This is a genomic window from Arthrobacter sp. MDT1-48-3, from assembly GCF_054511015.1.
In genome coordinates this window covers 517,756-531,758 of the sequence record NZ_JBTNDL010000002.1, presented here as the reverse complement: position 1 = coordinate 531,758, position 14,003 = coordinate 517,756, and the positions used below count along the sequence as shown (strand labels likewise).

Annotated in this window: 13 protein-coding genes; all 13 read left to right on the top strand. The window is 70.8% G+C overall.

Features of this window, described 5'->3' with window-relative positions; translation table 11 throughout:
- The first annotated feature begins 2 nt into the window (after positions 1 to 2).
- The 13 genes from yicI to ACX80L_RS07255 all read left to right on the top strand — a co-directional run bounded on the left by yicI (position 3) and on the right by ACX80L_RS07255 (position 13,981).
- Positions 3 to 2,351: an alpha-xylosidase gene (gene yicI, locus ACX80L_RS07315; RefSeq protein ID WP_459288708.1), complete on the top strand. Its 2,349-nt coding sequence runs from the start codon at positions 3 to 5 to the stop codon at positions 2,349 to 2,351.
- A 9-nt stretch (positions 2,352 to 2,360) separates the two neighbouring features.
- Positions 2,361 to 3,095: a glutamine amidotransferase gene (locus ACX80L_RS07310; protein ID WP_459288706.1), complete on the top strand. Its 735-nt coding sequence runs from the start codon at positions 2,361 to 2,363 to the stop codon at positions 3,093 to 3,095.
- A gap of 180 nt (positions 3,096 to 3,275) precedes the next feature.
- Positions 3,276 to 3,638 (top strand): hypothetical protein, encoded by a 363-nt coding sequence (locus ACX80L_RS07305; RefSeq protein WP_459288704.1) that lies wholly within the window; start codon positions 3,276 to 3,278, stop codon positions 3,636 to 3,638.
- 170 nt (positions 3,639 to 3,808) lie between these two features.
- Complete coding sequence (locus tag ACX80L_RS07300; RefSeq protein WP_459288702.1) at positions 3,809 to 5,068, top strand: NAD(P)/FAD-dependent oxidoreductase; 1,260 nt, start codon at positions 3,809 to 3,811, stop codon at positions 5,066 to 5,068.
- A 213-nt stretch (positions 5,069 to 5,281) separates the two neighbouring features.
- Positions 5,282 to 5,641, top strand: coding sequence for a nuclear transport factor 2 family protein (locus ACX80L_RS07295; protein ID WP_459288700.1), 360 nt, complete (start codon positions 5,282 to 5,284; stop codon positions 5,639 to 5,641).
- 100 nt (positions 5,642 to 5,741) lie between these two features.
- Positions 5,742 to 6,881: an NAD(P)/FAD-dependent oxidoreductase gene (locus ACX80L_RS07290; RefSeq protein ID WP_459288698.1), complete on the top strand. Its 1,140-nt coding sequence runs from the start codon at positions 5,742 to 5,744 to the stop codon at positions 6,879 to 6,881.
- 5 nt (positions 6,882 to 6,886) lie between these two features.
- Positions 6,887 to 7,795 carry an RNA polymerase sigma factor SigJ gene (sigJ, locus tag ACX80L_RS07285; protein ID WP_459288696.1) on the top strand — a complete coding sequence of 303 codons (909 nt, stop codon included), beginning with the start codon at positions 6,887 to 6,889 and terminating at the stop codon, positions 7,793 to 7,795.
- 139 nt (positions 7,796 to 7,934) lie between these two features.
- Positions 7,935 to 10,664 carry a LuxR C-terminal-related transcriptional regulator gene (locus ACX80L_RS07280; protein WP_459288694.1) on the top strand — a complete coding sequence of 910 codons (2,730 nt, stop codon included), beginning with the start codon at positions 7,935 to 7,937 and terminating at the stop codon, positions 10,662 to 10,664.
- 221 nt (positions 10,665 to 10,885) lie between these two features.
- Positions 10,886 to 11,188: a hypothetical protein gene (locus ACX80L_RS07275; RefSeq protein WP_459288692.1), complete on the top strand. Its 303-nt coding sequence runs from the start codon at positions 10,886 to 10,888 to the stop codon at positions 11,186 to 11,188.
- Positions 11,185 to 11,952 (top strand): DUF4386 domain-containing protein, encoded by a 768-nt coding sequence (locus ACX80L_RS07270; RefSeq protein WP_459288690.1) that lies wholly within the window; start codon positions 11,185 to 11,187, stop codon positions 11,950 to 11,952. Before ACX80L_RS07275 ends, ACX80L_RS07270 begins: the two co-directional genes overlap by 4 nt.
- Positions 11,953 to 12,085: 133 nt before the next feature.
- Positions 12,086 to 12,430, top strand: coding sequence for an ArsR/SmtB family transcription factor (locus ACX80L_RS07265; protein WP_459288688.1), 345 nt, complete (start codon positions 12,086 to 12,088; stop codon positions 12,428 to 12,430).
- Positions 12,427 to 12,915 (top strand): SRPBCC family protein, encoded by a 489-nt coding sequence (locus ACX80L_RS07260; RefSeq protein ID WP_459288686.1) that lies wholly within the window; start codon positions 12,427 to 12,429, stop codon positions 12,913 to 12,915. The genes ACX80L_RS07265 and ACX80L_RS07260 overlap by 4 nt, the downstream gene beginning before the upstream one ends.
- A gap of 64 nt (positions 12,916 to 12,979) precedes the next feature.
- A complete protein-coding gene (locus ACX80L_RS07255; RefSeq protein ID WP_459288684.1) occupies positions 12,980 to 13,981 on the top strand; it encodes an acetamidase/formamidase family protein in 1,002 nt (333 codons plus the stop codon).
- The last annotated feature ends 22 nt before the right edge of the window (positions 13,982 to 14,003 follow it).

The following is a 14,003-nucleotide window of genomic DNA, read 5'->3' as shown; positions in this document are numbered from 1 at the left end:
CCATGAAATTCACCGACGGATTCTGGCATGTCCGCCCCGGCGTCGATGCACAGTACGCGCAGGAGGCCTACGACATCGAGGTGGCGGACGGCCGGCGCCTCGTGGTCTCGGCCCCCACCAAGGTCATCGAGCGGCGCGGCGACACGCTCAACCGGGCGCTGCTGACGGTCACGCTCAGCAGCCCGCTCGACGGGATCATCGGTGTGCGCATCGAGAACCACCGCGGCGACAGCCCGCACCGCGGCTTCGATCTCGTCGGTGCGCACGGGGGGACCACCACGGCCACGGCCGCGACGGACGACGGCGGCGGCACCCTGGTGGCGGGTCCGCTGACGGCACGGATCCCCCACGGAGCCCCGTGGGACCTGTCCTTCGAGGCCGACGGCCGGACGCTCACCTCGAGCGGGCACAAGTCCGTCGGACGCATGGGCCTCGCACCCGACGCACCCGTCACCACCGAACCGGTGGGCGTCGCGGGCGTCGCGCCCACGGGACGCGCGCCCTCGCCGTCGTACCTGCACGCGCAGCTCTCCCTCGGTGTGGGCGAGCTGGTCTACGGGCTGGGGGAGCGCTTCGGTCCCCTCGTGAAGAACGGGCAGACGGTGGACATCTGGAACGCCGACGGCGGCACCTCCAGCGAGCAGTCCTACAAGAACGTGCCGTTCTACCTGACCAACCGCGGCTACGGCATCCTCGTGAACCACCCCGAGCACGTCTCCTTCGAGGTGGGCTCCGAGTCCGTCGAGCGCGTGCAGTTCTCGGTCCCGGGGGAGGTGCTCGAGTACTTCGTGATCTACGGGCCGACGCCGGCGGACATCCTCGAGCGCTACACGCGCCTGACCGGTCGCCCCGCACTGGTGCCCGCCTGGTCCTACGGCCTGTGGCTGTCCACGAGCTTCACCACCGACTACGACGAGGCGACGGTGACGAGCTTCGTCGACGGCATGGCGGAGCGCGACCTCCCGCTGAGCGTCTTCCACTTCGACTGCTTCTGGATGCGGGAGTTCAACTGGACCGACTTCGAGTGGGATCCGCGGGTCTTCCCCGACCCGGTGGGCATGCTGAAGCGGCTGCACGACAAGGAGCTGCGGGTCAGCGCCTGGCTCAACCCGTACATCTCCCAGCGGTCGAAGCTCTTCGACGAGGCGGCCCAGGAGGGCTACCTCGTGCGGCGCGAGGACGGCACGGTATGGCAGTGGGACATGTGGCAGGCGGGCATGGGCCTCGTGGACTTCACGAACCCCGGTGCGACGGCGTGGTTCCAGGACAAGGTGCGCACCCTGCTCGGCCAGGGCGTCGATGCGATCAAGACCGACTTCGGTGAGCGCATCCCGCTGGGGGTGCAGTGGCATGACGGCACCCCCGCGGAGACCATGCACAACCTCTATCCCCAGCTCTACAACCGCGCCGTCTTCGACGTCCTCGAGGAGGTCCGCGGGCAGGGCGAGGCGGTCCTGTTCGCCCGCTCCGCCACCGCCGGCGGGCAGCAGATGCCTGTGCACTGGGGAGGCGACAACTCGTCGTCGTTCGAGTCCATGGCGGAGACGCTGCGCGGCGGGCTCTCCCTCGCGCTCAGCGGCTTCGGGTACTGGAGCCACGACATCGGCGGGTTCGAGGGCTCACCAGATCCCGCGGTGTTCAAGCGGTGGGTCGCCTTCGGCCTGCTCTCGAGCCACTCGCGCCTGCACGGCTCCACGAGCTACCGCGTCCCGTGGGCCTTCGACACCGGCGACGAGCCCGAGGGCCAGAGCGCCGTCGAGGTCACACGGGCCTTCGCGCGGCTGAAGCTGTCCCTCATGCCCTACCTCTACGCCGTCGGCGCCCAGGCCCATGCGACGGGCACGCCGTTCATGCGACCCATGCAGCTCGCCTTCCCGGAGGACCCCGCCGTCGCGCACCTGGACCGGCAGTACATGCTCGGCCCCGACCTGCTCGTGGCTCCCGTGTTCTCGGCGGACGGCGCGGTCGAGTACTACCTCCCCGCGGGGACCTGGACGCACCTGCTCACGGGCGAGGTGGTCGCGGGAGGAGGCTGGCGGCGTGAGACCCACGCATTCGACAGCCTGCCGCTCTGGGTGCGGGAGGGGGCGGTCCTCGTCACCGGCAGCACCGACCACCGACCCGACTACGACTACCTCGACGACCCGCTCGTCACCGTGTACCCCGGTGCCGCCGACGGCAGCGCGGCGCGCGTGGTCACGCCCGCGGGGGTCGAGGGCGGGTTCCGTGTGTCCCGCTCCGCGTCCGGCTACCGCGTCACGGGCCCTGACGGTGTCCCCTTCCGGGCACGCCTGGCCGGAGGAGCACAAGCACGGTCCGACGGCGGAACCGTGGAGCTCGGGGGCCAGTAGCATCGGAGGGTGAAACCGTTTCTCCTGCTGGCCACGCGTGCCGAGAACTACGCGGCCGACGCCGAATACGTGAGCTTCCTGCGCTACGGTGGCCTCGCCGGGAAGGACCTGAGGCGCATCCGCCTCGAAGCCGGGCCCCTGCCCGAGCTGGACCTCGCCGACTACTCCGGCATCTTCCTCGGGGGCAGTCCCTTCAACTCGTCGGATCCCGAGGAGTCGAAGAGTGCCGTGCAGCTGCGGGTGGAACGCGAGCTCGGGGGGCTGCTGGACCGCGTGGTCGCGGCGGACTTCCCCTTCTTCGGTGCGTGCTACGGCGTCGGCACCCTCGGCAGGCACCAGGGAGCCGTCATCGACTCCACCTATGCGGAGCCGATCGGTGCCATCGAGGTCACGCTGACCGCGGACGGCGCGGCCGACCCCCTGCTGGCAGGTCTGCCGACGTCGTTCGCCGCCTACGTTGGACATAAGGAGGCGTGCAGGACGCTGCCGGAATCGGCGGTGCTGCTGGCGTCGTCGGACACGTGCCCCGTGCAGATGTTCCGCGTGCGGGAGAACGTCTTCGCGACGCAGTTCCATCCGGAACTGGACGTCGAGGCGCTCGTGGGCCGGATCAGCACCTACCGCCACGCCGGATACTTCCCCCCGGACCAGGCGGACGAGTACATGGAGCGGGCGCGCGCCTCGGTGGTGGACCAGCCGGAGGCCATCCTCCGTGCCTTCGTGACGCGGTACGCGCGGGACTGAACCGCGGCGGGGAGTGCCCGTGCGTCGTCGTCCGCCGCCTCACGATGCCGGACGGCTCCGCGGGGCGGCCCGGCCACGACCGGGCAGCTCGATGGAAGCCGGCTGTGCGGCGATCCTGCCCCAATACTGAGGGTCGTCGCCCACCCTGCCGACCTACGATCGGAGGGTGGGGGATCAACGATGATGAAGGCGGCGGGTCGCGCGTGGGATGCGCAGGACGCGCGGCAGGACCGGGCGCAGCCGGCGGCGGAATCCGCCGAGCTGTTGCGCCAGGAGCTGAGGCGGGCGCGGATCGACCTCGAGCTCTTCGAGCGCAACCGGTCCCGGAGCGAGGCGGCATCTCCTCCTCCGGTGAGTGTGCCGGCGCGCCGGCGGTTCCCCGGTGCCCCCGGTCCGACGCGTGGCGTCGGCGTCGGTCTCTGGCTCATCACGTTCTACCTGCTGCTCGTCGCGCTCGCCCACGGCAGCCCGGACGCGGCCCCCGGCCCCGACTCCTCGAGGGCATCCACCTCGGTGGTGCGCGCCTGGCAGCTGGACGGCTGACCCCGGACCGGTGCTCCCTGTCGTGCGTCGGTGCCTCGGAGTACTGTCGGAGGACATGCCGCGCACGGCGAACAGAAGAGGTAGCTGCCATCGGTTCCAGCACGAGCACCCGGCCGGCACGATCCACGGTCCCGGTCGTCCCTGCTCCCGGCGAGAAACGCCACCACCAGGTGCTCATCATCGGTGGAGGCAACGCCGGCGTGTCCCTGGCCGGGCGCCTGAACCGCTACCGGGTGAAGGACATCGCGGTGATCGAGCCGAGGAGCCGCCACCTCTACCAGCCGCTCTTCTCGCACATCGCCGGCGGCACGGCGGATGCCTTCGACGCCGTGCGGCTGCAGTCCGCCGTGATGCCCAGGGGCGTCACCTGGATCCAGGACAAAGCCACCGACGTCAGCACGGGGACGAAGACCGTCCTGCTGGAATCCGGTTCGGCCGTCACCTACGACCACCTCGTCGTCTGTCCGGGGATCCAGAACGACTGGGCGGCCATCCCCGGGCTGAAGGACGCCATGGAGGGCCCGTACGGGGGATCGAACTACGAGTACGAGCTCGCTCCGAAGGCCTGGAAGCTCTTCCGGGAACTGACGAGCGGCACCGTGGTCTTCACCCAGCCGCCGGGACCCGCCTCCTGCGACGGTGCCGCCCAGAAGCCCATGTACCTCGCGTGCGACTACTGGCGGCGCACGGGCGTCCTGAAGGACATCCGGGTGGTCCTCGTGGTGTCCACGCCGACGATCTTCGGCATGGACATCATCGACGAGGAACTCACCCGGAAGATCGACGAGTACGGGATCGAGGTCCGGTACAGCACCGAACTCGCGTCCGTGGACCCGGAGGCCCGGACGGTGGTCCTCCGGCCTTCTCCCGACGGCTCGACCGGCGCTCACGGCTCCACGGGCGGCTCCACAGGCGGTTCCATCGGCACGCCCACGGGCACTCCCGCTGGCAGTCCCATCGAGACGATCCGCTACGACGTCCTCCATGCCGTGCCGCCGCAGTCCGCGCCGGAGTGGCTCAAGACCACGGACCTGCCGGCGCCCGGCAGCCGCGGAGGCTTCGTCGAGGTGGACCCGGTGATCCTGCGGCATCCGCGCTTCCCCGACATCTGGTCCCTCGGGGACGCGGCGTCGACGCTCAACTCGAAGTCCGGAGCGGCTCTGCGGATGCAGACGAAGGTCCTCGCCAAGAACCTCAAGGCCGTGCTCAGGGGCCGCAAGCCCACCATGCAGTACAACCACTACTCGGCGTGCCCCTTCGTGGTCAGCCGCAACACCGTGGTGTTCTCCGAGTTCGACGACAAGTACTCGCCGATGCCCACGGTGCCCGGCTGGGACAACCTCGCCCGCGAGCGGCGGCTGACCTACATCCTCGAGCGGGTCGTGCTGCCGCAGGTCTACTGGAAGCTCATCCTGAAGGGGCGTGCCTGAGCCGAGGCCGGAGGGCATCATTGGAGGGCGCCGTTGGAGGGCACCGTTGGACGGCACCGCCGCTGGACGGCGCCGTTGGAGGGCGCCGTTGGAGGGCACCGGTGGACGGCACCGGTGGACGGCACCGCCGCTGGACGGCGCCGCCGGTCCCGGCCGGGCAGGACGTTCCACCGTGCTCTGGACAGGGGTGCCCGCGCCGATGAGGATCGGTGCATGGACCTCACACCCCAGGAGACCGTGCGGCGGTTCGTCCGCGCATTCCAGGAGCAGGACCGGGCCGCAGCGGAGTCGCTGATGGCGGACGGCTTCGACTTCACCAGCCCGCAGGACGACCACCTCGACAAGGACGCCTGGCTGGAGCGGTGCTTCCCGTCGGCGGATCATTTCGACAGGCCGGCGGTGACCCTTCAGCTCACCGAGGTCGGCGGCGTCGTCCTGCACCGGTACGAGTACGACGTCGACGGCCGCACCTACCGCAACGTCGAGGCGAGCCGTGTGCGCGACGGCCTGGTGCACGAGGTGGAGGTGTACTTCGGGGGAGCCGCCCGGCGCTTTGGCACCACCCCGGGCTGAGCCCGCGCTTCGGCGATCGGGACCTCTCCGGGCGGGTGTCACAAAGCAGCGGTGGCCGGTGTCTTGTCGGTGTCAGCAATTCCTGAGGAAGCGAGGCATCATGTCCGGGACGGTACGTGCAGTGGTGGTCGGCGGCGGCTATGCCGGGGTGATGGCGGCGAACCGGCTGGCGGGGAGCAGGCGTGCACACATTCCCCTCGAGGTGACCCTGGTCGACCCCGCACCCGGGTTCACGGAGCGGATCCGGCTGCACCAGCTCGGTGCCGGCCGGCGGGCATCGGCGGACGTGCCCTGGATGGACGTGCTGAACCCCCGGGTACGCCACCTGCCGGCCCAGGCGCTCCGCATCGACGCCGACCGACGCAGCATCGGGCTGGCGGGCCGGGAGCCCCTGAGTTTCGACTGGCTGGTGTACGCGGTGGGCAGCGGCGAGACATCGACGTCCCTGTTGTCGGTGACCAATCCCGAGGCGGCACGCGCCACCCGCACGGCGATCGGCGAGCTCCGCCCGGGATCAGCCGTCACGGTGGCCGGGGCCGGTCCGACCGGCGTCGAGGTGGCCTGCGCGGTCGCACTGGCGAGGCCCGACCTGCACATCACCATCGTGTCGCCGTCGGGCCCGGTGCATCCGCTCACGGGACATCCCGCCGTGGGCCGCCGCCTCCGGCGCCTGGGCATCGCCGTCGAGAGCGGGACGGTCGACCGGATGACGGGAGCGATCACCACGGGGGAGGAAAGCCGCCCGGCGGCCCCCGCGACGATCTGGACGGCCGGGTTCGTCGTACCGTCCCTCGCCGCCGACAGCCGGCTCCCCTTGACCGGCGACGGACGACTGCTGGTCGACGGGACCCTCACGGTGCCCGGGCACGACCGCATCCTGGGGGCCGGTGACGCCGTCTCCGTGGCAGGACCGGCCGCTGCGCACCTGCGGGCTTCGTGCGCGACGGCCCTCCCGCTCGGCGCCCATGCCGCGGACTCCGTGCTCGCCCGCCTCGGCGGCCGCGAACCGTCGGCGATCGACCTGGGGTACGTCCTCCAATGCCTCGACCTCGGGTCGGGGCAGGGGCACGTGCGCTTCGTGCGTCCTGATGACTCGCCCCGCCCCTGGGCGCTGGCGGGACGGGCCGGCGGGTGGACCAAGGAGCAGATCTGCAGGATGACCGTGGCCTGGCTTGCGGGGGAGGCTTCGACACCGGGTTCCTACCGGTGGCAGGCGGGCCCGCGCCTGCCCGTAGGCTGAGGGACGTGGCCCCTTCGACGGAGCAGGACGAGCTGTTCACGACGCACCGGTCGATGGTCTTCGCCATCGCCTACGAGATCCTCGGCACGCGTGCCGATGCCGACGACGTCGTCCAGGAGACCTACCTGCGCTGGGCGGGGGTGGACCTGGACGGGATCCGGTCACCGAAGGCGTACCTCGCGACGATCGCCGGGAGGACCGCCCTCAATGCGCTGCGGACGGTGGCCCGGCGCCGGGAGGACTACCCCGGGCCGTGGCTGCCTGAGCCCCTGGTGACCGACGGCGAGGGTCCGGAGCAGCGACTCCTGATGGAGGAGCAGCTGACCTATGCGCTGTCCGTACTGCTCCAGCAGGCCACACCGGAGCAGCGGGCGGTCTTCCTGCTCCGGGACGTCTTCGGGCTGCCCTATCCTGCCATCGCCGAGGCGGTCGGCAAGACCCAGGCGGCGGTCCGGCAGATCGCCCTCCGGGCCCGGACGCGGCTCACGGCCGGCGACCGAACGCCGACGGTCGCCGAGGACACCGCCCTGGCGCTCACTGCCTTCCTCGACGCCGTCGCGACGGGCGACCTCCAGGCGTTAATGGACGTCCTGGCCCCGGACGCCGTGCTGCTGTCCGACGGCGGCGGGAAGGTCGTCGCGGCCCGCAAGCCGATCGTGGGAGCAGGGGCCATCGCGGCATTCCTGCTGAGGATCGCGCTCACGCCGACGCCGGACCTGACCGTGGTCATCGGTCCGCTCAACGGTGGCCCGGGGATCCTCATCCGTTCCGGTACCCGCCTGGAGCTGACCGTCGGCGTGGCGGTGGACGGCCGGGGCAGGATCGCGAGTGTCTACCTCGTGCGCAATCCCGACAAGCTGCGCGAGCCGGCGATGCCCGAGCCGGTGGGACGTCCATCACCTCTCCCGCGCTAGTCTCGAGGTGGGCGGCGGTTGTCCGGCCGCGGCTCGTGCAGACGGTCGACGCCGGGCGGCGAGCGCCGGCGGCCGTCGGGACCGGAACCCGTGGCCGGGGCCGTCCGGCCGAAGGAATCCTCGGGGAAGGAACACGACCATGGCGGGACCGCTTCTCGACGCCAAGCTGCGCGTCCCCCTCCGACGTCGCGGCGTGACGGAGCGTCCGAGGGTGGACGGGCTCCTGGAGCGTGGCACGGAGTGCACGCTCACGCTCGTGTCGGCTCCGGCAGGGTTCGGCAAGACGACGCTGCTGGCCGGCTGGCTCGAGTCCCTCGCCGCCGCCGGCTGGTCGACGGCGTGGCTCTCGCTCGACCAGGGCGACAACGATCCCGCACGGTTCTGGACCTACCTCGTCACTGCGCTGGAGACGGCATCCAGCGGCGTCGGCGCCGTCGCGCTCTCGCTGCTCGGATCGGCGCAGCCACCCACCGACGTCGTGCTGGGCACCCTCCTCAACGACCTCCGCGCCGTCTCCGGTGACGTCGTCCTGGTCCTCGACGACTACCACGTCATCGAGGCCCGGGAGATCCTGGAGGGCATCGCCTTCCTGGTGGCCCACCTGCCTCCGCACGTGCACCTCGTCCTCGGCGGGCGGGCCGATCCGGTGCTGCCCCTGGCGAGGCTGCGGGCACGGGGCGAGCTGCTCGAGCTCCGCGCCGCCGACCTCCGCTTCACCGGGAGCGAGGCCGCGTCGTACCTCAACGGGTCCATGGGCCTCGGCTTGGGCGTCGAGGACGTGGCAGCACTTGGCACCCGTACCGAGGGGTGGATCGCGGCACTCCAGCTCGCCGCACTGTCGATGCAGGGCCGGGAGGACCCCACCGCGTTCATCGCCGATTTCGCCGGGGACGACCGCTACATCGTCGATTTCCTGACCGAGGAGGTCCTGCAGAACCAACCCGACGACGTCCGGGGCTTCCTGCTCCGGACCTCCGTCCTGGAACGGCTGAACGGACCCCTGTGCGACGCCGTCACGGGGCAGGACGACGGCAGGCTCCGCCTGGCCGCGCTGGAACGGGCGAACCTGTTCCTGGTGCCGCTGGACAACCACCGCCAGTCGTACCGCTATCACCAGCTCTTCGCGGATGTCCTGCAGGCGCGCCTTGTCGAGGAGCGCGGTGAGGAGCTCCCGGGCCTGCATCGGCGGGCGAGTACCTGGTACGAGCAGAACGGGGCGGCGGCCGACGCGATCCGCCATGCCCTGGCAGCCGGAGATGTCGAACGGGCCGCGGACCTGATCGAACGGGCGGTCCCCGCGATCCGGCAGGACCGGCAGGAGGCCCTGCTGCGCGCCTGGTCGACGGTGCTTCCCGATGACATGGTCCGCTGCAGGCCGGTGCTCGGCGTGGGCCTGGCCGGTGCGCTGCTCGTCGGTGGTGAGATCGGGGGAGTCGAGGCCCGGCTGCAGGACGTCGAGCGCCGGCTGGATCCGTCGGCCACTGCCGCGGCCGACGTCGGGCCCGCGATGGTCGTCGTCGATCCCGAGCAGTTCCGCCGCCTTCCGGAGACGATCGCGGTGTACCGTGCGGCGCTGGCACTCGGTGTAGGCGACATCGCCGGGACGATCGGGCATGCCCGGCATGCGCTCGCCCTCGCGCCGACGGACGACCACCTGAGCCGTGCCGCCGCACGCGGATTGCTGGGGCTCGCCTACTGGGGGACCGGGCAGCTCGAGGCGGCCCACGGCGTGTACGCGGACAGCATGGCCGGCCTGTACCGCGCCGGCCATGTCGCGGACACCTTCGGATGCGCGATTGCGCTGGCGGACATCCGGCTCGCCCAGGGCCGCCTCGACGACGCGATGCGCACCTACGAACAGGCCCTGGCGAACGCTGCCACCGGGCGTGATCCGGTGCTCCGCGGAACCGCCGACATGTACGTGGGCCTGAGCGGGATCTGCCGGGAGCGCGGCGACCTGCAGGGAGCGGCCCGGCACCTGGCGCGCAGCCAGGAATTGGGCGCCGGCAGCGAGCTGCCGCAGAACCTGTACCGCCGCCGCGTCGCGATGGCACGGATCCGGGAAGCGGAAGGAGACCTCGCCGGCGCGTTCGACCTGCTCGACACGGCGGAGCGGCTCTACGTCGGCGACTACTTCCCCGACGTGCGGCCGGTCGCGGCGCTCAAGGCGCGGATCCGGGTAGCGCAGGGACGGGTGGGCGATGCGCTCGGGTGGGTGCGGGACCGCGGTCTGTCGCCGGACGACGAGCTCAGCTACATCCGCGAGTTCGAGCACATCACCCTCGCCCGGGTACTGCTGGCCCGATCCACGGCGGAGGGCTCGGTACACCCCCTCGACGAGGCCACCCGACTGCTGGGGCGGCTCCTCGACGCGGCGGAGGATGGTGGGCGGACCGGCAGCATCATCGAGATCCTCGTGCTGCAGGCATCCGCGGAGCACCTGCGGGGTGACCTTGCCGCCGCGCTCGCACCACTGCAGCGGGCCCTGACGCTGGCCGGGCCGGAGGGTCACGTCCGGGTCTTCCTCGACGAGGGCGCCCCGATGGCCTCCCTGCTCAGGGCTGCCGCGAAGCAGCAGCCGTCGTCGGTCCAGCTCCGCCGCCTGCTCGCGAGCGGGGACGACGTCGACCAGGCCGCCCCCGGGAATCCGGGGTTGATCGAACCCCTGAGCGATCGGGAACTGGAGGTCCTCCGGCTGCTCGGAACGGACCTCGACGGTCCGGACATCGCCCGGGAACTCATGGTGTCCCTGAATACCCTGCGGACCCACACACGGCACATCTACACCAAGCTGGGCGTGACCAATCGCCGTGCAGCGGTCCGCCGGGCGAGAGAACTGGACCTGATCGTGCACTCCACCGGCCGCTAGCCGGCCCGGCCTACGCGGGCGCTGCCCATGCGCCTCCGGCCCACGAGCTTCCGGCCTACGTGGGCGCTGCCCATGCGCCTCCGGCCCACGCGGCGACGAGCAAATCACCACGGCTCTCACCACATGTGGTGACGCGCGCTCATCAGGTCTCCCCCTACCGTTCGATCAGGACGACAGAACGTGCCGAGGCCGGTCCGGTCACACGATGCGGAGGGAATGCCATGAGCGAGGAATCCATCGGACGGCACGACGGCTCCGGATGCTTCGAGATCCGGCTCACCGGGCATCTGGCTTCCCGCTGGATCGCCTGGTTCGACGTCGTCGCGCTGACCAACGAGGAGGACGGCACCGCCGTCCTCCGCAGTCCGCCGACCGACCAGGCCGGCCTGCACGGCCTGCTCCGGAAAGTACGCGACACCGGGTTGCCGCTGGTGTCCGTCGTCCGGATCCGGTCCGCGGGGCCGGCTTCCCAGGCCGACGCCTCCACCCCACCCGGACAACCGACCCAGGAGAACACGCCATGACCACCCACCAGCCCGGAACAACTGCGCGACGAGCGCCACTGAGCTCCCTGCGCAAGACCTCGCTCACCGCGGGGGTGCTCTATCTGATCACGTTCGTCTCGATCCCGACGCTCGCCCTCTACGGCCCGGTGCGATCGGACCCCGGCTACATCGCAGGCCCCGGCCCGGACACCTCCGTGATCGTCGGCGGCGTCCTCGAGATCATCGTCGCCCTCGCCTGCATCGGAACAGGCGTCGCCCTGTACCCGGTAATCAGGCGGCAGAACGAAGGGGTCGCGCTCGGGTTCGTCGCCGTGCGGGTGCTGGAGGCCGCGACGATCTTCGCCGGCGTCGTCGCGCTCCTCGCCATCGTCAGCCTCCGGCAGGCCGGGGCGGGAGACGACGCGCTGGTCACAGGCCAGGCCTTGCTCGCCCTGCACACCTGGACCACGGCCCTCGGACAGGGTTTCCTCCCGGCCGTGAACGCCCTGCTGCTGGGATCGCTGATGTACCGGTCGAGGCTCGTGCCCCGCATCCTCCCGGTACTCGGATTCCTCGGAGCACCGCTGCTGGTGGCGTCCGTGGCAGGGCTGCTGTTCGGGCTCTGGGGGCCGGTGTCCCTGCTGTCCGGGCTCGGCGCACTCCTGCTCGCGCTCTGGGAGTTCTCCCTGGGCGTGTGGCTGATCACCAGGGGCTTCCGCTCCACGCCGATCACGCAGGACCTGGCGCTCGCCGTTCCGGCGCCGGTCCGCAGGGGTGCCTCGACTGTCCCACCGGCGCTGTAGGAGCTGCACCGGGCAGGCCGTCCGGGCGGGTGATGACGACGGCATCCTCCGGCAGCAGAAGCCTTGTGGACGGCAAGGCCCGGTCCTACACTGATGTAATCAACCAAATGGTTGATCAACGAGGAGGTGGATCATGGAGGACGACACCCTCGATGCCGCCTTCTCGGCGCTCGCGGATCCGGCCCGAAGGGCCATTATCGCGCGACTGTCGCGCAGTTCCGCCACCGTCAACGAACTGGCGGAGCCGTTCGCGATCAGCAAGCAGGCCGTCTCGAAGCACATCCAGGTGCTCGAGCAGGCCGGCCTCATCACCCGCACGCGGGACGGGCAACGCCGTCCCTGCCACCTCGATCCGGCCGCACTCGAAGCGCTGACGGGCTGGATCGACACCTATCGCCTGGAGGCCGAGCGGCAGTACCGACGGCTCGACGGCGTCCTCTCGACCCTGAAGGACCAGCACAGCAAGGAACGATCATGAGCAATCCAACCTCCATCGCCGCGCAACCGGACCAGCCGTTCGTCGACATCGTCCGCGAGTTCGACGCCCCGCGGGACCTCGTCTTCCGGGCGTTCACCGAGCCGGACCTCGTGCGGCAGTGGCTCGGCCCGCACCGCATCACCACGGAGATCGTGGACTTCGACGCCGTGACAGGCGGCATCTATGCCTACACACATCGCGACGGCGAAGGCAACGCCTACGGCTTCCGCGGCATCTTCCACACCGTGATCGCGCCGGAACGGATCATCCAGACGTTCGAGTTCGACGGCGCGCCGCACCATGTCAGCCTCGAGAGCATGACGTTCGAGGACCTCGGCGACGGGCGGACGAGATGCTCCGGGCGTTCCGTGTTCCTCGCTGTGGAGGCGCGTGACGCGATGATCAGCAGCGGCATGGAGGCCGGCGTCAACGAAGGCTACGAGCGTCTCGACGACCTGCTCTCCTCCCTCTCCGTCGCGAGGTGACCCGGCCGGCCGCGGGGTGGTCCCGGCCCTTGTCCGGGCAGGGGCCGCCCCGTAGCATCCGGTCATGGAGATCATCGAGTACCACCCTCGGCGGGACCAGCTCGTGTACACCTTCGGTGGCAGCGCACCCGTGCTGACCGTCCGGCCCGGCACCGCACTCCGACTCTGGTCCGAGGACGCCTTCAACAATGCGCTGACCTCGGTGGACGACGTGTCCGGCGAGAAGGTGGACCTCAACTTCATCAATCCGCAGACCGGCCCGTTCCACGTGGAGGGCGCCGAACCCGGTGACACCCTCGCGCTGCACATCGTGGACCTCACGCCGGCCCGCTCGTACGGTGCCTCGGCCACCATCCCGTTCTTCGGAGGGCTGACCAGTACCGACCGCACCGCCACCCTGCAGGAGCCGTTGCCGGACATCACGTGGATCTACCAGGTCGACACCGAGCGCCGGACGGTCGGCTTCCAGTCGCGGCTCGGGGACTTCGAGGTGGCGCTCCCGCTCGAGCCGATGCTCGGCACCGTCGGCGTCGCGCCGCCCGGGGGTGAGGTGCGCTCCTCGCTCGTACCGGAGCGGTTCGGCGGCAACATGGACGCGCCGGACGTCAAGCCCGGCACCACGGTCTACCTCGGCGTGAACGTCGAGGGTGCGCTGTTCTCCATCGGCGACGGACACTATCGCCAGGGCGAGGGGGAGGCCTGCGGCACCGCCGTCGAGGGCGCCATGCACTCGACGATCATCGTGGAACTCATCAAGGGCGGGGCGCCGTCCTGGCCGCGGCTCGAGACCGACTACCACTGGATGGCCGTCGGGTCCTCCCGGCCCATGGAGGATTCGTGGCGTATCGGCCAACTCGAGATGGTGCGGTGGTTCGGCGAACTCTTCGGGCTGCACCACCTCGACGCCTACCAGCTCCTGACGCAGACCGCGCTCGCCCCGATCGCCAACGCGGTCGACGCCAACTACAGCGTCGTCGTGAAGGCACCCAAGGCGCTCTTCCCCGCCGTCGACGCCTATGGCGGACTCCATGCCCACCTCCGGCGGCAGGCCGCCGAGCTCCGCTGATCCCGATTCGCCCTATCGACGG